18 protein-coding genes are annotated in these 20,246 nt (G+C 61.8%); 11 read left to right on the top strand and 7 right to left on the bottom strand.

Going from position 1 to position 20,246, the window contains the following annotated elements:
• Positions 1–133 precede the first annotated feature (133 nt).
• From ACYVHT_RS16930 to ACYVHT_RS16915, 4 genes are all read left to right on the top strand, one after another.
• A complete protein-coding gene (locus ACYVHT_RS16930; RefSeq protein ID WP_460554479.1) occupies positions 134–550 on the top strand; it encodes an EamA family transporter in 417 nt (138 codons plus the stop codon).
• A 610-nt stretch (positions 551–1,160) separates the two neighbouring features.
• A complete protein-coding gene (locus ACYVHT_RS16925; RefSeq protein ID WP_460554476.1) occupies positions 1,161–3,929 on the top strand; it encodes a TonB-dependent receptor in 2,769 nt (922 codons plus the stop codon).
• Positions 3,930–3,953: 24 nt separating this feature from the next.
• Entirely contained in the window at positions 3,954–4,967 is a 1,014-nt protein-coding gene (locus ACYVHT_RS16920; protein WP_460554474.1) for a metallophosphoesterase, read from the top strand.
• Between the two features lie 46 nt (positions 4,968–5,013).
• Entirely contained in the window at positions 5,014–6,456 is a 1,443-nt protein-coding gene (locus tag ACYVHT_RS16915; protein WP_460554471.1) for a hypothetical protein, read from the top strand.
• A gap of 121 nt (positions 6,457–6,577) precedes the next feature.
• On the opposite strand, the gene ACYVHT_RS16910 is transcribed toward ACYVHT_RS16915, so the two are convergent.
• The 4 genes from ACYVHT_RS16910 to ACYVHT_RS16895 form a co-directional block, all read right to left on the bottom strand.
• Positions 6,578–7,852 carry a sensor histidine kinase gene (locus tag ACYVHT_RS16910; RefSeq protein ID WP_460554468.1) on the bottom strand — a complete coding sequence of 425 codons (1,275 nt, stop codon included), beginning with the start codon at positions 7,850–7,852 and terminating at the stop codon, positions 6,578–6,580.
• Positions 7,849–8,526: a response regulator transcription factor gene (locus ACYVHT_RS16905; protein ID WP_460554465.1), complete on the bottom strand. Its 678-nt coding sequence runs from the start codon at positions 8,524–8,526 to the stop codon at positions 7,849–7,851. The genes ACYVHT_RS16910 and ACYVHT_RS16905 overlap by 4 nt, the downstream gene beginning before the upstream one ends.
• Complete coding sequence (locus ACYVHT_RS16900; protein ID WP_460554462.1) at positions 8,523–9,395, bottom strand: hypothetical protein; 873 nt, start codon at positions 9,393–9,395, stop codon at positions 8,523–8,525. The genes ACYVHT_RS16905 and ACYVHT_RS16900 overlap by 4 nt, the downstream gene beginning before the upstream one ends.
• Before the next feature lie 93 nt (positions 9,396–9,488).
• On the bottom strand, positions 9,489–10,091 hold the full coding sequence (locus ACYVHT_RS16895) for a TlpA family protein disulfide reductase (RefSeq protein ID WP_460554459.1): 603 nt from the start codon (positions 10,089–10,091) through the stop codon (positions 9,489–9,491).
• A gap of 158 nt (positions 10,092–10,249) precedes the next feature.
• Between ACYVHT_RS16895 and ACYVHT_RS16890 the strand changes: the two genes are divergently transcribed.
• From ACYVHT_RS16890 to ACYVHT_RS16870, 5 genes are all read left to right on the top strand, one after another.
• Positions 10,250–10,570 carry an ArsR/SmtB family transcription factor gene (locus ACYVHT_RS16890; protein ID WP_460554456.1) on the top strand — a complete coding sequence of 107 codons (321 nt, stop codon included), beginning with the start codon at positions 10,250–10,252 and terminating at the stop codon, positions 10,568–10,570.
• A 69-nt stretch (positions 10,571–10,639) separates the two neighbouring features.
• On the top strand, positions 10,640–11,458 hold the full coding sequence (locus ACYVHT_RS16885) for a sulfite exporter TauE/SafE family protein (protein WP_460554453.1): 819 nt from the start codon (positions 10,640–10,642) through the stop codon (positions 11,456–11,458).
• 57 nt (positions 11,459–11,515) lie between these two features.
• The gene (locus ACYVHT_RS16880; protein ID WP_460554450.1) at positions 11,516–12,871 is read left to right on the top strand and encodes an MBL fold metallo-hydrolase; all 1,356 of its coding nucleotides are present in this window, start codon (positions 11,516–11,518) and stop codon (positions 12,869–12,871) included.
• A 69-nt stretch (positions 12,872–12,940) separates the two neighbouring features.
• Positions 12,941–13,501 (top strand): YeeE/YedE family protein, encoded by a 561-nt coding sequence (locus ACYVHT_RS16875; RefSeq protein ID WP_460554447.1) that lies wholly within the window; start codon positions 12,941–12,943, stop codon positions 13,499–13,501.
• Between the two features lie 7 nt (positions 13,502–13,508).
• A complete protein-coding gene (locus tag ACYVHT_RS16870; protein ID WP_460554444.1) occupies positions 13,509–13,919 on the top strand; it encodes a DUF6691 family protein in 411 nt (136 codons plus the stop codon).
• Between the two features lie 411 nt (positions 13,920–14,330).
• Here ACYVHT_RS16870 and ACYVHT_RS16865 read toward each other — a convergent pair whose 3' ends face one another.
• The 3 genes from ACYVHT_RS16865 to ACYVHT_RS16855 form a co-directional block, all read right to left on the bottom strand.
• The gene (locus ACYVHT_RS16865) at positions 14,331–14,840 is read right to left on the bottom strand and encodes a hypothetical protein (RefSeq protein WP_460554441.1); all 510 of its coding nucleotides are present in this window, start codon (positions 14,838–14,840) and stop codon (positions 14,331–14,333) included.
• 496 nt (positions 14,841–15,336) lie between these two features.
• Complete coding sequence (locus ACYVHT_RS16860; RefSeq protein WP_460554438.1) at positions 15,337–15,768, bottom strand: hypothetical protein; 432 nt, start codon at positions 15,766–15,768, stop codon at positions 15,337–15,339.
• A 313-nt stretch (positions 15,769–16,081) separates the two neighbouring features.
• Positions 16,082–16,438 carry a hypothetical protein gene (locus ACYVHT_RS16855; protein WP_460554435.1) on the bottom strand — a complete coding sequence of 119 codons (357 nt, stop codon included), beginning with the start codon at positions 16,436–16,438 and terminating at the stop codon, positions 16,082–16,084.
• Positions 16,439–16,520: 82 nt separating this feature from the next.
• Here ACYVHT_RS16855 and ACYVHT_RS16850 point away from each other — a divergent pair, with 82 nt between their 5' ends.
• Both ACYVHT_RS16850 and ACYVHT_RS16845 read left to right on the top strand, forming a co-directional pair.
• Complete coding sequence (locus ACYVHT_RS16850; RefSeq protein ID WP_460554432.1) at positions 16,521–17,339, top strand: hypothetical protein; 819 nt, start codon at positions 16,521–16,523, stop codon at positions 17,337–17,339.
• 75 nt (positions 17,340–17,414) lie between these two features.
• Positions 17,415–20,243, top strand: a complete 2,829-nt coding sequence (locus ACYVHT_RS16845; protein WP_460554429.1) for a type I restriction endonuclease subunit R — start codon at positions 17,415–17,417, stop codon at positions 20,241–20,243.
• The last annotated feature ends 3 nt before the right edge of the window (positions 20,244–20,246 follow it).

Below are 20,246 nucleotides of genomic sequence, written 5' to 3'. Positions count from 1 at the left end.
GCCAGGATTCAGACAGAATTTCGGTGGATTTTTGTTTCCGAAGCGCGCCCGCTCATCCGGGCAGAGTCGAAACACGACGTTCTGACCAGCTTTGCCGAATTCCTGCTCATCCTCTTAGTCGCGCTCGTTTCTTATGTGGTGGATATATGCCTTGCTCTCCGCGCTGTTCGCGGCCCTCACCGCCGTACTGGCCAAAATCGGCATCAAAGGCGTCGATTCCAATCTGGCCACCGCCATCCGCACCGTCGTGATTCTGGTGCTGGCCTGGGGCATCGTCTATTTCCGGGGCGGGCTGGACCAGATTGGCCTGCTCACGCGCACCAACTGGGTTTTCATTGGCTTGTCGGGGCTGGCCACGGGGCTTTCCTGGGTGTTCTACTTCCGGGCGTTGCAGCTGGGCAAGGTGTCGCAGGTGGCCCCGGTCGATAAGCTCAGCGTGGCCATTGCCATCGTGCTGTCGGTGGTTTTTCTGGGCGAAAAGCTGACGCTGCACGCCGCGCTCGGGGCGCTCATGATTATCGGCGGCACCCTGGTGCTGATTTGGGGCTAGTCAGGCCGGCTGGTAGATGGTTCCGGGGCGCTTCTCGCCATCATCATTATTTCATTGATACCCTTCCTGATTACCCGCTCCCATTCCTGAAAACCCAATGGCTTTTGCGGGCCGCTCTGCCTGTCGGCGCCACCACTGCCCACGCCCATAGCTGCCGGCAACGGGCAATTACCGGCCTGAAACGCGGCGATAAATGGCAGGAAAGGCCGGCGTGGCCATCAATTGGCGGCAGCTACACTGGCAGGCTGCTGCTGAGCCGCATCCCGAAAGAGAAATTTCCGGCAGTGGTGGCCACAGGCCCGATGGTGGGGTTTGGGCTGCAGATGATGCTTCTGGCCTAAGCCGGGCTGGCTTTCCTGCAGCAGCGAACGAAGGGATGTTCCGCTTTCAGCATAAAGGGAGGCGCGGGGCAATGCTACCGAATTATCTCCTTCCCGTTAGGGCACCGTTACCCCGACAGGCCCGCAATGGGCTTATGTAACGCACTGTTTATCATTTCCTGTAGCAATTCTGAATAGCCCTGTTTGGCAGGCAGCCGCCAGTAGTTTTGGCTTTACAAGACTCCCGGCTTATGCATAATTATTACCGTTTTTGTTCCTTTTTCTTCGCTGTGCTGCTGACGCTTTCGGCCCTGTCGGCCACGGCCCAGCGCACGGCCACGCTGCACGGCACGGTGCGCGACGCCAGCACCGGGGAGGTGCTCATCGGTGCCACGGTGCGGGTGCCGGCCACGCAGCAGGGCACGGCCACCGGGCTCGACGGCACCTTCCAGCTGAAAGGCCTGGCGGCGGGCGCGAGTGTGGCCGTGGAGGCCTTGAGCCTGGGCTACGCGCCGCAGCAGCTGACGTTGCAGGCCGGCACGGCGGCGAACGCCGACTTCAGGCTGGCCGCTACGGGCCACGAGCTGACGGAGGTGACGGTGGCCGGCCAGCTGGACCGCGAGTCGGCCGGCGCGGCGCGGCACTCAGAACAGAAGGCCGATAACGTGCTTAACATCATCGCGGCCCGCACCATCGAGCTGTCGCCCGACGTGACGGTGGGCAACGTGGTGCAGCGGGCGGCGGGCGTGTCGGTGGTGCGCAGCGGCAGCGGCGACGGCCAGTACGCCATCATCCGGGGCATGGACCGGCGCTACAACTACACGCTGGTCAACGGCATCAAAATTCCCAGCCCCGACCCCAAAAACCGCTACGTGCCGCTCGACATTTTCCCGGCCGAGCTGCTGGAGCGGCTGGAAGTGGTGAAGGCCCTGACGCCCAACATGGAGGGCGACGCCATTGGCGGGGCCATGAACCTGGTGATGAAGTCGGCCCCCGACCACCTGGTGATTGGGGCCACGGCGGCGGGCGGCTACAGCGACCTGTTTGCGAGCCGGCCGTTTGCGGGCTTCCCCACGGGCGGGCGGGCCGAGAAGTCGCCGGGCGAAACGCACCCGGCCGGCTACCTGGCGCAGCCCGGCGATTTCTCCAACAAAGCCCTGAGCTACGGCAGCACCCAGGTGCCCGTGAACTCGCTTTTCGGCCTGACGCTGGGCAACCGCACCCGCGATGGCAAGCTGGGCCTGCTGGTGGCCGGCAGCCTGCAAAACACCTACCGGGGCTTCGACCGCCTGTACTACCACCCGCTGGGCCAGCCCAAGCCGGAGCCCCAGCCCAACACGTTTACGTTCGACGAGATTCAGCGCCGCGAGTACTCCGTGCTGCAAAACCGCTTGGGCCTGCACGCCAAGCTCGACTACGTGCTCGGCCCGCGCCACCGCCTCAGCCTGTATTCGCTGCTGACGCGCCTCGACGACGCGCAGCACCTGCACTACACGTCCAACGACCTGGGCACGGGCGGCGATGTGCCGGTGCAGGACCGGTCGCGGTTTCAGCGCCAGCAGCTGTGGTCCGAAACCCTGCAGGGCGACCACACGCTGCTGCCCCGGCTTAGCCTGAGCTGGTCGGCGGTGTATGGCCGGGCCACCTTCGACCTGCCCGACCAGACCGGCGTGACCATTGTGCGGGCCACGGCGGCCAACACCCAGCAGGGCACGTTTGTGCAGTCCATCTCGCACGTGTGGCAGCGCAGCCTCGACCAGGACGTGGCCGGCTACGCCAACCTGCGCTTTGCTGCCACCGACAACCTGGAGCTCACGGCCGGCGGCATGGTGCGCAGCAAAGACCGCAACGCTTACTATGACTACTACGACCTGCTGGCCGCCACCACCGGCACCGGTACCAACAACCGGCAGCCCTACACGACCTACGACCAGGCCCGGTTCGTGTTCAACAACGCCAACGACGGGCTGGCCAAAACCACCGACGGCAACAACTACGTGGGCACCGAGCGCATTGCGGCCGGCTACGCCCAAGCCAAGCTGCTGCTGGCCCAGCGCCTGCAGGTATTGGGCGGCGTGCGCCTGGAGCAAACCCACCAGAGCTACAACTCGCAGCTGCCCGCCACCGAAGCCGGCCGCGATGCCACCTACAACTACCAGGACGTGCTGCCCAGCGTGCACCTGAAATACCTGCTGAACGAGCACCAGAACCTGCGCCTGTCCTACTTCAAAGGCATCAGCCGGCCCAGCCTGGTGGAGCTGGTGCCGGCCGTGTTCCTCGATGCCGACGGCATTGCCACGCGCGGCAACCCCACCCTGCTGCACACCCAGGCCGACAACTACGACCTGCGCTTCGAGCACTACGGGCCGGCCCACTCGCAGCTGCTGGGCGGCGTGTTTTACAAGAACATTGTGAATCCGATTGAATTCGGCTACGCCCAGGTGGGCAACAACAGCTCGTATTACCAGCCCAACAACTACGGCAACGCCACCAACTACGGCCTTGAGCTGGTGGTCATCAAGTATTTCGGCCACCTGGGCTTCACCGGCAACTACACCTACACGCACTCGGCCATCACCACCACCAAGGCCGTGTACTACCGCGCCGCCGATGGCACCCTGACCACCGCCAAAGCCGGCCAGCCCACCGCCGAATACCCCACCGCCCCCACCCAGACCCGCCCGCTGCAGGGCCAGAGCGACCACATCGGCAACCTGGCGCTGCTCTACAAAAATGATAATTCGGGCTTCAACGCCCAGCTGGCGGCCGTGTACACCGGCCGGCGCATCAACTCGGTGTCGCCTTTCAAAGACCTCGACCAGTGGCAGCGCGCCACCACGCAGCTCGACTTTTCGGCCGAGCAGAAGCTGCCCCACCACCTCACGGCCTTCCTCAAAATCACCAACCTGCTGAACACCGGCACCGTGGTGGAAGTGGTGCAAAACCCCACCACCAGCCTGATGACGGCTCCCGAGCAAACCCACACCGACCGCATTCTGGTGGAGCACGACACCTACCAGCGCACCTACCTGCTGGGCCTGCGCTACCGCCTCAACTAACGGCCGCCGCCTCATTTGCTCACCATGAAACGCATCAACCGCTTTTTGCTGGGGCTGCTGGCCGCGGGAGGCAGCGTGGCCGCGAGTGCCGCCGGCCATCATGGCCCCAGGCCGGGCCACCCGGCCTGGGGCGGCCCGGCCGCCAATGCCCCGTTCGACTTTGTGGCGCTGGGCGACATGCCCTACGTGCTGCCCGCCGACTACGGCCGCTTCGAGGCCCTCATCGGGGCCGTGAACCACCAGCACCCGCGCTTCAGCGTGCACGTGGGCGACATCAAATCGGGCGCGACGCTGTGCACGGAGGAGATTTACCAGAAGGTTTTTGCGGAGTTCCAGTTGTTTGAGCAGCCGCTCATCTACACGCCCGGCGACAACGAGTGGACCGACTGCGGCCGCCCCAAAGCCGGCGGCTACGACCCCGAGGAACGGCTGGCCGTGGTGCGCCGACTGTTCTTCCCGGACCACAATTCCTTCGGCAAAACCAGGCTGGCGCTCACCTCGCAGGCCCTCATGCCGGGCTTTGCCACGTACGTCGAAAACAACCGCTGGACCAGCGGCAACGTGGCTTTTGCCACCGTGCACCTGGTGGGCACCAACAACAACTTCGTGCCCAACGCCCAGGGCCAGAACCGCGAGTTCTACGACCGCCAGCAGGCCAACCTGGCCTGGCTCGGGGCGGTGTTTGCCGAGGCCACGGCCCAGCGCCGGCTGGGCGTGGTGCTCTTCACCCAGGCCGACATGTTCAGCCCGCTGAAAAGCGCCAAGGATGCCGATGGCTTCACCGAAATCCTGGCCGCGCTGAGCCGGCACGCCGTGGCCTTTGGCCGGCCGGTGCTGCTGGTGAACGGCGACTCGCACCGCCTCATCATCGACAAGCCCTTTATGAACCCGGCCGCGCCCGGGCAGGTGCTCCGGAATTTCACCCGCCTGCAGGTGCCCGGCGAGGCCGACGTCGGGGCCGTGCGCGTGACCGTGGACCCCGCCCAGCCCGCCCTGTTTCAGTTTCAGGAGCTGGGGGCCGCCGTGGCCCAGCCCTGATTTTTCCCAACGCTCTCTTTTTCAAACCCCCTTTTTTCAACCCCCTATGAAACTGTTTACAACTCCCCGGCGCGGAACCGGCCTGCTGGCCGTGGCGGCGCTGGGCCTGCTGGCCGCGTGCAACAAGTCGAGCGACGAAGTGCAGCTCTCGACGCCCACCTTCTCGGTGGGCAAGCCCGTGGACAACACCGCGCCGCTGGGCGGCTCCATCAAAGGCACCATGAAGGAGGATTTGGAGTACAACGTGACGGCCGACGTGTTCGTGAACGCCGGCGACACGCTGGTGATTCAGCCCGGGGTGAAGGTGAACCTGCTGGGCAACTTCAACTTCATCATCAAGGGCACGCTGCTTTCGCTGGGCTCGCAGGCCAAGCCGGTTTTCTTCCGCCCCAAAAACCCCACCACCAGCACCGTGGTGGCCCACACCGACAGCCCCACCGCCGACCCGGCCACCGACCCCGCCTACCAGGGCCTGTGGGGCGGCATTCTGGGCGACGTGACCAGCCCGCTGATGGTCATCAAATGGACGCACGTGGAGATGGGCGGCGGCAACGTGGTGACTTCGCCCGTGTCGGCCGGCATTGCCAACAACAAGAACACCTACCCCATCTTCTTCCAGAACCCGGCCGGTGCCTTCATCCTCGAAGACTCGTGGGTGTATGGCAGCACCGACGACCCGATTCGGGTGCTGGGCGGGCGCATTCAGGTGATGCGCAACACGTTTGAGAAGGGCGGCAAAACCGGCGGCGAGTGCCTCAACATCAAGTCGGGCACCACGGGCAACGTGGCCTACAACCTGTTCATCGGCTCGGCCACCAACGGCTCGAAGGCGTCGAACAACGGCGGCAAAAACCCCCAGACCAACATCTACATGTACAACAACACGTACATCCACTGCGGCTACCGGCGCAACTCGGCCGGCCGGGGCGGCTCCATCAACTACGAGGAAGGCTCGCGCGGCGCCTACTACAACAACCTGATGGTGAACTGCAAATACGGCCCGCGCGTGGTGGGCTCGGGCAACTACCTGGGCAACGTGCTGGTGGTGGCCGACACGGCCAACCTGCGCTACGGCTACAACCTGAACTACGTGGACTCGCTGGCCATGGCCAACGAAATCTACCCCACGTCCTTCCTCACCAAGCCCCAGGCCACCGACGTGCCGCTGCCCAGCTCGTTCCTGCCCGCCGGCTACCGCCCGGGCCAGGTGTACGACGGCACCGCCGTGCTGCGCCGCAACAACCCGCTGTTCGTGGGCTTCACGCTGCCCGCCCCGGTGCGCCGCCTGGCCGACGTAAACACCGTGGGCACCTACAATTTCCGCCTGCAAGCCACCTCGCCGGCCATTGGCCGGGGCTACACGGCCTTCCAGCCGCTGGTTACCTCGCCCGCCATCCCGGTCAGTGCCAACTTCGGGGCCACGGCCATCACGCCGCCCAGCCGCGACCTGGGCGCCTACCCCTCCGATAACTCGGGCAACCTGCACTAAATCAGGCAGCACGACACCGCCGGAAACGCCCGCCCTGCCGAACGCAGGGCGGGCGTTTCCGCTGCAACACCCCGCCGCCCGGCAAATCCTTTTCCTGGCTCCGCCGCTGGCGGCAGCGGCTTCACCCGGAAACCACGCCATCCGCCCCAAAATCCACGCGCAGCGTGTGCAGCGCCCCGGCCGGCGCAAACGAATAGCTCAGCCGAAAGCCGTAGTACGTGCAGATTTGCCCGGCAATGGACAGGCCCAGGCCGGGCGAATCGGAGGCAGCGTTCTGCTTGCGGAAGCGGCCCAGCAACAGCATGGGGTCGGTGGTGAGGACGGGGCCGCTGTTGGCGACTTCGAGCGCGGCGGGGGTCAGCCGCACGGCCAGCAGGCCGCCCCGGTGGTTGTGCTTCACGGCGTTTTGGAGCAGGTTGCCCACCAGCGACTCGGCCAGCGCCGGGTGCATGGTGAGCACTACCGGGGCCAGCTGATTCAGTTCCGGCGCAATGTCTTTGGCCTCGATGAAGTCCTGCAGCTGCTCGATTTTCTCCCGAATCAGCTCATCGAGGCGCACGGAAACGGCGCCGCCAAACTGCCGGTTTTCGATTTTGCTGAGCAGCGTGAGGGCCTGGTGCAGGCGCGAGAGGCGCATGGTGGCCCGGTACACGAGCTGCACCGCGCCCGTGACGCGCGCGGGCAGCGCGGGGTCCTGCACCAGCTGCTCCAGCTGGGCCTGCATGATGGCCAGGGGCGTCTGGGTTTCGTGGGCCGCGTTTTCGGTAAATTCCTTGAGGGCGCGGTAGTCGGCGGCCACGCGCCGGGTGAGCTGGGCCACGGCCTGGTTCAGCTCGCTGAACTCGTCGATGGGCGTGGCGGGCAGCGCCAGCGACTGCGGCGGCTGCTGCAGCTTGTAGCCGCGCAACACCCGCAGGGTGTGCTGAAACGGGGCCCACAGCCAGCGCGACAGCCACTGGTTCAGCAGCAGCAGGCTGCCGAAGAGCAGCGTCATCACGGCCAGCATCACGGCCAGAATCACCTTCAGCACATCGGCCGTTTCCAGCAGCGACTTGCGCAGCGTGAGCCAGTGGAGCCGGCCCCGCACCTGCACCGGAAACGACACCGTCCGGAACGGAATATCCTCGTGCTCAAGCGGGTTGAACAGGACGGTATCGCGCAGGCCCGGGGCCCGCGCCGGCCCGTCAATCTCCAGCTCCTGCGGGATGGCCACGGTGGGCAGCACGCCCGTTTGCCGGATGTGCTCGGTCAGGTACTGCTGCTGGTGGCGCAGCTGCTCGTCCACCTCATGCGCCAGGGCACGCTGCAGGCTTATGTACAGCACGCCGGTGCCCAGCACAAACAGCACCGCGCTCAGGGCCAGGTAGTAAAGGTTGGTACGAACGTGGAGCTTCACGCGGCTTCCAGCTTGTAGCCCAGGCCGTACACGGTCCGAATGTAGTTGTCGGCCCCCAGTTCCTGCAGCTTTTTGCGCAGGTTTTTGAAGTGGGTATAGATGAAGTCGAACGAGTCGGCCATGTCGGCATCATCGCCCCAGATGTGCTCGGCAATGGCCTCTTTGGTGAGCACCCGGTTGGGGTTGGCCAGCAGGAACAGGAGCAAATCGTATTCGCGCCGCGTGAGGGTGAGCGGCTGGTCCTTCACCAGCACCAGCGTCTGGTCGGGAAAAATGGTGAGGTCGCGAAACACCAGGTGGCGCTGCCCCTGAAACTGCCGCCGCCGAATGATGGACCGCAGCCGGGCATTGAGCTCGGCCAGGTGAAAGGGCTTTTGCAGGTAGTCATCGGCCCCCAGCTCCAGGCCCTGCACCTTGTCGTCGAGCGAGCCCCGGGCCGAGATGATGAGCACGCCCGCCACGGATTGGTCGGCCTTGAGCGTCCGCACCAGGTCGAGGCCCGAGCCGTCGGGCAGGGTCAGGTCCACCAGCACGCAGTCGTACTGGTAGAGCTTGATTTTTTCGTGGGCCTGCGCATAGTTTTCGGCCACTTCGCACACGTAGCCGCCGTGCCGCAGAAACTCCAGCAACGTGGTGCGCAATGGCGCTTCGTCTTCAACAATCAGGATTTTCACGGCAACGGAGAAAAAGCCAGGTTCAGGAAATCGCAGGATAGCGCCGGCAAGTAGCAGGCCGAATCTGTGAATAATCTGACGTCAATCGGGTCATTCGTGCCGGCCAGCATGAGCTGCAGCTGCGGACGGGTATCGGCCGCACCCCGGCGCACGGGGGCCTGCTGGGCGTAGGTGGTCACGCGGTTGGCGTTGTTGAGGGTGAGGCTGCCGCTGGTCTTGCCAGCGCTCACACGCACGAAGAAGACTTGGCTGCTGCCGATGAGCGGGTTACCGATGCCGAAACCGGCCACGGTGGCGCCGGTGGGCACGGTGGCCGTGATGCTCGTGGCCGAGTTCACCGTGAAGCTCGTGGCCGCCGTGCCATTAAAGCTCACGGCCGTGGCCCCGGTGAAGTTTGTGCCCGTGAGCGGCACGCTCGTGCCGATGGGGCCGCCGGTGGTCGAGGGGCTGGTGAGCGTGGGCACCGGCGCGTCGGCCAGACTGGCCAGCACGATGGTACTGGTCCCCACAGGGGCGGCAACCGTCTGGGCCAAGAACGTGGCCGCAGGTGTCACCGAGCCGCCCATATGCACGCGCACGCCGCTCACGGCAATGCTTTGGCCGAAGTCGTTGCCGATGCCGCCGCCCACCTGCGTCCAGTTCAGCGTGGCCGTCGTGCCGTTATCGGTGTATTTGGCTATCACCAGGTCGTTGCCGGCCGAGGTGCTGGCCCCGTTCTGCTGCACGGTGCCGGCCGTGGTGCCCGTGCCGCCGAAGCGCACGGCGTTGGCATCGGCCAGGCCGTTGGTGATGGCCCCCGTCACGTACACGCTCGTGCCGCTCACGGCAATGCCGTAGCCCGCGTCGGTGTTGGTGCCACCGCCGCCCACGGCCCCGCCTCATGAAGCATTGACCGGGCAGCAACCAGCGGGTAGAAAATGCGCAGGGCGGGGTGCTCATCGAAACGCGGCCGGCGGCTTCCGTTACCGAGCCGACTTAGCCAGGTTATCGAGGGCGGCTTTGAACTCGGGCGTGTCGTACTCGGCCATGCCGTCGTGGCGGGCGGCCACCTGCCCATCGGGACCCAGAATGACGGTGGACGGGATGGAGTTGGAATCGAACGGGGTGGGCAGGTCGCCGGTGCGCAGGTACACGGGGAAAGTATAGCCCTTGCTCTGCACAAACTGGCGGGCCTTGGCAGCGTCATCGTCGAGCGAAAGCATGACGAAGGCAATTTTTGAGTGGTCCACCTTCTGGTAGAGCGCTTCGATGCCCGGCATCTCGGCGCGGCAGGGCGGGCACCAGCTGGCCCACAGGTTCACAAACACCACCTTGCCTTTCAGATCGCTCAGGTTCACGGCCTTGCCGTCGAGGGTGGCAATGGGCAGATGGTGCGGGTAGGGCGCGCCGCCCGCGAGCACCACTGGCATCCCGGCCACGGGCGCCACGGGCGCGTCTGCGTTCCAGAGCCCGGTGGCCAGCAGGCCACGCTGCAGGCTGCCCAGCACAATGGGGCGCAATGGCGTGAGCAACACGAGGGCCAGCAGGGCCAGCGGCAGCCAGGAAGTGAGAGCGGGGCGGTTCATCGGTGGGAGCAGAACTAGGGGTTGGAAAAGCCGGGACGCGCTGCCCGCTCGGCCAGGCAGCAGAAGCAAGGAAACCGGCAGCCTGGCAAGCCTTGCCGGAACAAATGTAGGCGCCACACTTGTATAAATGAACAACTGTTCATAAGTTTGCTTCCGCTATGACTCCCACCGCTGCTCCACCTGTTGACATGGGCCTCTCCGTTGAGAAGATGGAGAAGGTGGCTTTCATCCTCAAAACCACGGCGCACCCCACGCGCATTGCCATCGTGCAGCTGCTGGCGGCCCACGAAAGCCTGTCGGTTTCCGACATCAGCGAGCGGCTGCGCGTGGAGCAAAGCCTCCTCTCCCACCACCTTTCGGGCATGAAGCTCAAAGGCATTCTGAGCAGCACCCGCGACGGCAAAAACATCTACTACGCCCTGAAAATGCGCGAAGTCATCGACGTGATACAGTGCCTGGCCGCGTGCACGTTTCTGTAAGCCGCCCGGCTTTTTTTGCCGCAATACATGAACAATCAATCATAATTTCATACGTCCTTCCCACCCGTTATGCTGCACTACTTCGGCTACTTCGCGGCTATCTTCATTGGCCTTTCGCTTGGCATTATGGGCGGGGGCGGCTCCATTCTCACGGTGCCCGTGCTGGTGTACCTGATGGGCGTGAGCCCGGTGCTGAGCACGGCTTACTCGCTGTTTGTGGTGGGCAGCACGTCGGTGGTAGGCGCGTCGGGCTACTTCCGCAAGGGGCTGGTGTCGCTGCGCACGGCGGTGGTGTTTCTCATGCCGTCGCTGCTGGCCGTGTTTGTGGTGCGCAAGGTGCTCATGCCGGCCATTCCGCGCGTGCTGTTCACGCTGGGCAGCATCGTTTTCACCAAGGATTTGCTGGTGCTGGTGGCGTTTGCGGTATTGATGGTGGCGGCGGCCACGTCGATGATTCGCAGCAAGCAGGCCGAAGGGGTGCTCGATGAAGAGCTGCATCAGCAGCACGCCTTCAACTACCCGCTCATCCTCACCATCGGGCTGGTGGTGGGCACGCTCACGGGCTTTGTGGGGGCGGGCGGCGGCTTTCTCATCATTCCGGCGCTGGTGCTGGGCGCGCGCCTGCCCATGAAGCTGGCCGTGGGCACTTCGCTGGCCATCATTGCCCTGAACTCGCTCATCGGCTTCAGCGGCGATTTGAGCGCAGGCACGCCCATTGCCTGGTCGTTTCTGCTGGGGTTTCTGGCTTTTGCGCTGGGCGGCATCGTGCTGGGCACCTACCTGGCCCGCTTCATTCCGGGGGCCAGGCTCAAGCCGGCGTTTGGCTGGTTCACGCTGGCCATGGGCACGTTCATCCTGATCAAAGAACTGCTGTTTCACCACCGGTAAGCGCCTGATTCTCGCCTTTTGCGCCCGTTTTGTTTACCCGTTTTTTCGTTGCTTCCCATGAAAATCGAACAGTTTGAAGACAAGGGCCTGTCCCATTTCTCCTACGCCATTCTGAGCGAGTGCGCCCGCGAAATCGTCCTCATCGACCCGGCCCGCAACCCGCAGCAATACTACGATTACGCGAAAGCGAATGACGCCACCATCGTGGCCGTCATCGAAACCCACCCCCACGCCGACTTCGTGTCGTCGCACCTGGAAATCGCGCAGGCCACCGGGGCCGTCGTCCGCGTGAGCCAGCTGCTCGGGGCCGATTACACCCACGAGGCTTTCGACGAGGGCGACTCGTTTACCATCGGCAAGCTCACCTTCCGGGCCCTGAACACGCCCGGCCATTCGCCCGATTCCATCAGCATCGTGCTCAGCCGCGAGGGCCGGGACGTGGCCGTGTTCACCGGCGACACGCTTTTCATCGGCGATGTGGGCCGGCCCGACCTGCGCGAGAAAGCCGGTAATATCCAGGCCAAGCGCGAGGAGCTGGCGGCCCAGCTCTACCACAGCACCCGCAAAAAGCTTCTGCCGCTGGCCGACGACGTGCTGGTGTACCCCGCCCACGGCGCGGGCTCGCTCTGCGGCAAGGCCCTGAGCGGGGCCAACAGCAGCACCATTGGCGCCGAGAAAACCGGCAACCCGATGCTGCGCGCCATGAGCGAGGAGGATTTTGTGCAGGAATTGCTGGCCGACCAGCCGTTCATTCCCAAGTACTTCGGCTACGATGTAGCCCTGAACAAGACCGGGGCCCCGGCCTACGCCCCCGGGGTGCAGCAGGTGCCGCGCCTGGCAGCAGGGGCCGCGCTGGAAGCCGGAGTCGTAGTTATCGATGCCCGCCCCGAAGCCGAGTTCAAGCGCGGCCACGCCGAAGGAGCCATCAACCTTCAGCAGGGCGGCAAGTTCGAAACCTGGCTGGGCTCCATCGTGGGGCCGGAGGAGTCGTTTTACCTGATTGCGGCCGATGCGGCGACGCGGGAAGAACTGATTCAGAAAACGGCCAAAATCGGCTACGAGTCGCTGATTAAAGGCGCGCTGGTGGGCACGCCCACTGCCGAAGCCACCCTGCCGGCGCTCGACGTGCCGACCTTCCGGCAGCACCCGCAGAACTACACCATCGTGGACATTCGCAACCCGGCGGAGCACCGCGACGAACCCATTTTCGACGGCTCGCTCAACATTCCGCTGCCTGAGCTGCGCGAGCGGGCCCACGAGATTCCGACCGATAAGCCCGTGGTGGTGCACTGCGCGGGCGGCTACCGCTCGGCGGCCGGCAGCAGCATCGTGGCTGACGCGCTGCCCGGCACCGAAGTGCTGGATTTGAGCGAGGCCGTGAAGTCGTTTCAGGCCGCGACGGCGGTGCATTAACAACCGTTTTTCCGACTGCCCGCCCCCCGAATTGTTGGGCTACTTCTTGTTTTTTCTATTCCCCTTTTCATGCTTGAACTCCTGCAGCAACCCTGGCCCTGGTACGTGGCCGGCCCCCTCATTGGCCTGACGGTGCCGGCACTGCTATTCGCTGGCAACAAGGCCCTGGGCATCAGCAGTGCGCTGCGCCACGTGTGCGCAGCCTGCGTGCCGGCGGGCATCCCGTTCCTGAGCTACAACTGGCGGGCCGAAAGCTGGAACCTGGTGTTCGTGCTCGGCATCGTGCTGGGCGGCTTCATCGGCTACCGGCTCATGGGCCACCCCGACGTCATCGGCATCTCGGCCGCCACGGTGCGCGACCTGAAAGCCGAAATGCACCTGACCGACTTCACCGGCCTGCTCCCGCGCGAGCTGTTCGCCCTCGACAACCTGACTAACTGGAAAGGCTGGGTTTTCCTCGTGCTGGGCGGTTTCCTGGTGGGTTTCGGCACGCGCTACGCCGGCGGCTGCACTTCGGGCCACGCCATTTCGGGCCTCTCGAACCTGCAATGGGTGTCGCTGGTGGCCGTCATTGGCTTCTTCACCGGCGGCCTGCTCATGACCTGGGTCGTTTACCCAATGATGTTCTAACGCACGTATGAAATACATCAAATACCTGGTGCTGGGCACGCTGTTCGGCATCATCCTCACCAAAAGCGAAGTCATCAGCTGGTTTCGGATTCAGGAAATGTTCCGGTTTCAGGCCTTCCACATGTACGGGGTCATCGGCTCAGCCATTGTGGTGGGCCTGATTTCCATCCAGCTTATCAAGCGCAACCACCTTCGGTCGCTGTCCGGCGAGCCCATCGTCATCGCCGACAAGCAATTCAACCACGGCGTCTGGATTGGGGGCTTCATTTTTGGCCTCGGCTGGGCGCTCACCGGAGCCTGCCCCGGGCCGCTATTTGCGCAGCTGGGCAGTGGCGTGGGCGCAGCGGCGGTGCTGATTCCGGCTGCCTTGGCCGGTACCTGGACCTACAGCGCCCTGCGCCATCGGCTTCCTCATTAGCGATTCCGCAGTTAACGCTTTTAGGCCATAAAGCCCCCGAAATCACAGGAGAACGCAGCGTTTCAGGGGCCGCCGCTATCGCGCAGCTTCCACCGCCAAGCTATACGGTGCTCCTATGAGGTGCTGAAATAATTATTGCCTTTGTCGTGTGGGGTCAAATGCTTAGCAGGCTAAAAGTCGGTATAAGCAGTTGGCAGATTTTCAAGGAGCATAGTGCCCCTTTTCGCATGAAACCAGGCAGCAGACCGGGGCAGCAATTAAAAAAGGCCACTCACGATATCGTAAGTGGCCTTTTAGCGCTCCCTCCTGGGACCCTCTAGAATGATTTATATTATTGATTTTCATTAATTTAATATTTAGGTCGTACCGGTTTTCGTACCGATGCTGTTCATTTGAGCACTTTAGCCTACTCTATTTCCGTCCTCTACTCAAGTCCTTAAGCTTCGGTTGGGATGTAGGACGTGCCCCTCTGCTGGTGTCCATATTAAAGGACGTTAGGGGAGTTAAAGCACGCATGTATGCCGTCAGATTTGATGGTGTGAGCATATTTTGCTGGTAGAGTTCGTGAATGGCACTCTGTAAGTATTGTAAGTGTAAGCGAGCACGGGGATGAAATTCAGCTTCAATTGCTCCATGCTTTCCTCGGTATCCTAAAGTAATGAACATCGCATAGGAGTCAAAGTCAGCCTTCTTAACATCTGGCATGCTATACACTTGAATACTAAAATTCATGTAACCTAGCGCTTCTCTTATCCACAAATACGTTGCAGTTTCTGGCTTTTCAAAAACTGATGCTATTTCTATCATGCATTTGGGGTGTGGTTGAGTCAAATCAACACGGCTGATTAATGCTACACCAAACTGCCATGCTCCTTCACGGGCACTTGCTGGATTGCTGAATGGGTGGTTAGGGAAAGCCATGTTGATGGGATATGACAAAGCGTTTATCAAAGATAAAACAGAGTCCGCCTTGTTGACATACTTGTCATTGCAGTCGCCGATTGTATTGCCGGACTTTGTGCCAGTATGCCGGCCAAGCAATCTTCCCCTTTATTGCGTGAGCTTGCCCGGCGCTTGAAAGCAATCCGGGAAGAGCGCCACCTCACTATACAAGAGGTTTATGACGCTACAGGAATCCACGTAGGGCGGGTTGAGGCGAGTGCGTTAAACGTGACGATGCTAACCTTAACAGCCTTGTGCAAGCACTATCAGGTGAAGCTTGCGGCAGTTGTCGATGAGTTGGAGACTATGGAAGAAGTGGCTAGATGAGCATATTGGTTTTATGGGTGCAGAGAGAGTTATGAGATTTAGCCTTAACGAATTCTTGCCCAGAATTAACCGCGCCATAGCCAAACTCACCCAGCATAAGGAGCTCTTCGGGAGAATAGTCATGGTGGGAGGCTCACAAGGCTACTTCTTAAAGCTGAGGCTGCTCTAAGGAAGCCAGAGCTTCCCTAATGCCTCTTTTCTCGCGAACCCTCATCAAAATGATGCTTCGGCGCTCACGCTTGATTCCCACCTCCCGTACCACTTCAGCTTTCTTTAAGGGATGGTTAAGGAACGCACCCGACTTCTCCTTTGCGCTGGCTCGCCAACAGACATGGGCGTTGACATGGTAGATGATGGAACTTCCATCTCGTTCGAAGGCAACAAGCCTTCTTGCCTTTAGCTCTCCTAAAGCTCGACTAACAGCATTCCGCTCGCGGGAAAATTCTAAGCAAAGGTCTTTTTGCTTGATTGAAACGGCGTTTCTTCTATTCATGTGCTCGATGAAATAGAACAGGATGCGAGAAGCTAAGGGAGCCTTATCAATCAAGTCCCTAATTTCTCCCCAGTTTTCGTTGGACACTTGAGTGAAATTGGAGTTAAGGTCGAAGATTTCGCCAGTTGCGGAATCCACCATCTGTTTTGTATTACCCACGGACATTCAACATGACAGGTAGCCTTAAAGCCATCTGAGACAGGCATGTATCCTGCTGCAATACATACCTGTCTCATCACACGCCACACGACTACGGTACAAAAAACTGTTTTATAGCTTGTTACCCTTGCTTAGCCTTCTAGTATCTGAATCGTAGGGCAACTGAATACATTCAGTTGCCCTTTTGACTTGCTCAGTATCCTATTTTCAAGAGTGCGTAGACACTTATGGGCTTGCCTAGCTAAGCTCGTCGGCGCGCAGGACGCCTTGAGGTAGGCAGAGTGACGTGCTGCTTCAGGACGTCACTTCTATTGCGCTGCTGCCACGAATTGACCTCGCTTAACAAGAAGCGCTTACCCTTCGCACTATCGTGGGTTACCACATAGGGCAACCGACGTGGGTGACCAACTTCCAGACGGGTGTAATCATGGACGGTTTGCACATCGATGTTGAGGATGTTAGAAACCTGCTCGGCTGTGTATTGCTGGTCAGGTTGAGGCTGGGCGTCCAACCACTGTTCTAAAGACTTCTGAAAAACAGGAATTACATGTGGCAGGAGTAATTCAACAGGAATAGAAACGGATAAATCGTTCTGCATAGCGAACGGTAAATTTGTTTATGTGGTGCCATTGCCTTCGCATTTACGACACAAAGCAAGTACATTTGTTTTCACCAAACAAATGCTGGCGCAAAAATCAACGCATATGGCCGAATCGATTGAAGGAGCAATAGAACAAGAATCGATACATAATAGAATTGGCGCCCTGGTTCAATTCTTTGCCAAAGGGAACAAAAGCGCCTTTGGGAGAAGCGCTTCGATAAATTCCAGCGTATTGGCGGATATATTAGGCGGTAGGTTGAATAAGCCCAGCTTTGATGTTCTGCAAAGGCTAATGGATGCGTACCCGCAAATACGAGAAGAGTGGTTGTTCTTCGGTCGTGGGGGAATGCTGAAGGATGCTTACAATCCACAGTATCTAAAAGCCCATATTATGGGGGCCCGTTTTCACATAGAAGATTCAATCATCTCCTATAACTTAAAAGAGATTGACCGGGCCCTCACCCTATTTCGCAACAGCTCTGATTATTTGAAGAATCTTGAGCCTGCTATGAAAGCAGTAGAAAACGGCTTATACCCAGACTTTGACAAAGCCGAAGTAGAGGATTACTATAGCGTTTTGAGGGATTTAGACGAACAAATTGCTGCTGCTGAAGAGATGAAAGAAGAATACCTCAACAGTAAACACCAGCGGGAACAAGAAGGCCAAGCTCCAGCAAACCGGATATCTACTTGTCTAAAAGGCTTTATAGAAGTACGGACCATTAAAGGTCAAGCTCATTTAATTGCGATAGCTGCGATATCGCACATCTATCCATATGATGAACAAGGCACCAAAACGACCATTGAACTGGCCACGATGAGGGATAGCAGCAACATAATAATTGATTCTCTCCTGCCCTATGACCGCATTAAAGACCTCATAGCAGCGGCCTCCTAAGCATAATGCAGCCCGTTGATATGAGTCTGCGGCGGTAGCGCTACATTCGTAGTCCTACCGCCGCCTTTCCTTTCCATGCTCACCCCTGAACAGCACGCCCGCCAGCTAATCGATGCCCAACTTGCCCTCGCCGGCTGGCTCGTACAAGACTACAAACAGCTCAATCTAGGCGCGGCGGCTGGCATTGCAGTGCGCGAGTACCCTACCGCCTCCGGCCCGGCCGACTACGCGCTGCTGGTGGACCGCAAGCTGGTAGGCATGGTGGAGGCCAAGAAGGAAGGCACCTCCCTCACCGCCGTGGCCGAGCAGACGGCCCGCTACCGCGCCAGCGCCACCAAGCACGCCCAACGCGTGGCTGACGAGCTACCCTTCGGCTACGAGGCCAACGGCCAGGAAATCCGCTTCATTGATGCCCGCGACCCAGAGCCGCGCTCGCGGCCGGTGTTCGGCTTTCACCGGCCCGAGACGCTGCGCGACTGGACCCGGCAGATTGGCACGCTGCGGGCGCGGCTCCGGACGATGCCCATCGTAAACATCGCCGGGCTGCGCGACTGCCAGATTGAGGCGCTGCGCAACCTGGACGTGAGCTTGAAGGGCGACCGGCCGCGGGCACTGATTCAGATGGCCACCGGCTCGGGCAAGACGTTTACGGCGGTGTCGTTTATCTATCGGCTCATCAAGTTTGCGGGGGCTAAGCGGGTGCTGTTTCTGGTGGACCGGGGCAACCTGGGGCGGCAGACCTTGCAGGAATTTCAGCAGTACACGGCGCCGGACGACGGGCGCAAGTTTACGGAGCTGTATAACGTGCAGCATTTGACCTCGAACCAGCTCGACTCGGTGAGCAAGGTCACGATTACGACCATTCAGCGGCTGTACTCGATGCTGCGGGGCGAGGCGGAATACGATGCGGGCAACGAGGAGCGCTCGGGCTTTGAGCTGAACGGCGACGCGCCGCAGCGGCCCCGCGAGGTGGCGTATAACCCGGCCGTGCCGCCCGAGGCCTACGACTTCGTGGTAATTGACGAGTGCCACCGCTCCATCTACAACGTGTGGCAGCAAGTGCTGGAGTACTTCGACGCCCACCTCATCGGCCTCACGGCCACGCCGGCCAAGCAAACCTTCGGCTTCTTCAACCAGAACCTGGTGATGGAGTACAGCCACGAGCGCGCCGTAGTGGACGGCGTGAACGTGGGCTCCGACGTGTTTCGCATCCAGACTGAAATCACGGCGCGGGGGGCGCGCATTGAAGCGGGCAGCAGCATCAAGCGCATGGAGCGCCAGACCCGTACCAAGCGCTGGGAAACGCTCGACGACGACCTGGTGTACTCGGGCACGCAGCTCGACCGCTCGGTGATGGCTCCCGACCAGATTCGGACGGTGCTGGCCGAGTGGAAGGCCCGCCTGTTTACGGAGCTGTTTCCGGGGCGCGGCATCGTGCCCAAGACGCTGATTTTTGCCAAGACCGACCACCACGCCGACGAAATTGTGGAGCTGGTGCGCGAGCTGTTCGGCAAGGGCAACGACTTCTGCAAGAAAATCACCTACGGCTCGGACGAAAACGCCGATACCCTCATCAAGAAGTTTCGCAACGACTTCAACCCCCGCGTGGCCGTGACGGTGGACATGATTTCGACCGGCACCGACATCAAGCCCCTGGAGTGCCTGGTGTTTTTGCGCGATGTGCGCAGCCGCACCTACTTCGACCAGATGAAAGGGCGCGGCACCCGCGTCATCAGCCCCACCGACCTGGAGGCCGTGACCAGCGACGCGACCGCCAAAACCCGCTTTGTGCTGGTGGATGCGGTGGGCGTGACCGACTCCGAAAAGAAGGATATCGAGAGCGTGGAGCGCCAGCCCGGCACCCTGGGATTTGAGCGGCTGCTGCACGCCGTGGCCCAGGGCAACCACGAGCCGGCCCAGCTCCGCAGCCTAGCCACCCGCCTAGCCCGGCTCGACCGCCAGCTCACGCCCGACGACCGCGCCGCCGTGCAGGCCGCCACCGGTGGGGCCACCGTGCAGCACCTCGCCGCCCGCCTCTACGACGCTGTGGACCCCGTGAAGCAGGAAGCCGAAGCCCTGCGCCTGGCCACCGCCGAGGCCCGCGCCGCCGGCCAGCCCGCCCCCGGCGAGCCCGGTGCCCCTCTGGCCGAGCCCACCGATGCCCACTGGCAGGAGGCTGTGCGCCAGCTCACCGACACGGCCGTGCTGCTCTTCGACGACCCGGCGCTGCGCACGCTGCTCACCAAGGTGCACGCCCAGCACGACCTCGTGATTGACCTCGTGAGCCAGGACCGGGTGCTGCACGCCGGCTTCGAGAGCCAGACCTCACCCGAGGCGGCGCAGGAGGCCCTGGCCCGGCAGCGCGTCGATAAATTCCAGGCGTTTATTGCGGCGCACAAGGACGAAATCACGGCCTTGCAGCTGCTGCACAACCAGCCCTACGCCCGCCGGGCCGTCACCTTCGCCCACATCCGGGAGCTGGCCCAGGCCCTGCGCCTCGACAACCCCCAGCTCACGCCCGAAAGCCTCTGGACGGCCTACGAGCAGCTCGAAAAGGCGCGGGTGCGCGGGGCCGGCCCCAAAACCCTGCTCACCAACCTCGTCAGCCTCGTGCGCTTTGCCCTACACCAGACCGACACGCTCACCGCCTACCCCCTCACCGTGGACGAGCGCTACCAGGCCTGGCTGGCCACCCAGGCCACGGCCGGCCGGAGCTTCAGCCCCGAGCAGCAGCAGTGGCTGCTGATGATGAAAGAGAAGGTGGCCACCTCCCTAAGCGTCGATGCCGAAGACTTCACCCTACCGCCCTTCGTGGACCAAGGCGGCTACGCCCGCGCCCGGCAGGTGTTCGGGGCCGATTTGCAGCAGCTGGTGGATGAGCTGAACGAGGCGCTGGCCGCGTAGCCT

It is taken from the genome of Hymenobacter daeguensis (assembly GCF_054780555.1).
Note: the sequence above shows the minus strand (reverse complement) of the source record. Positions and strands in the feature narration are given on the sequence as shown.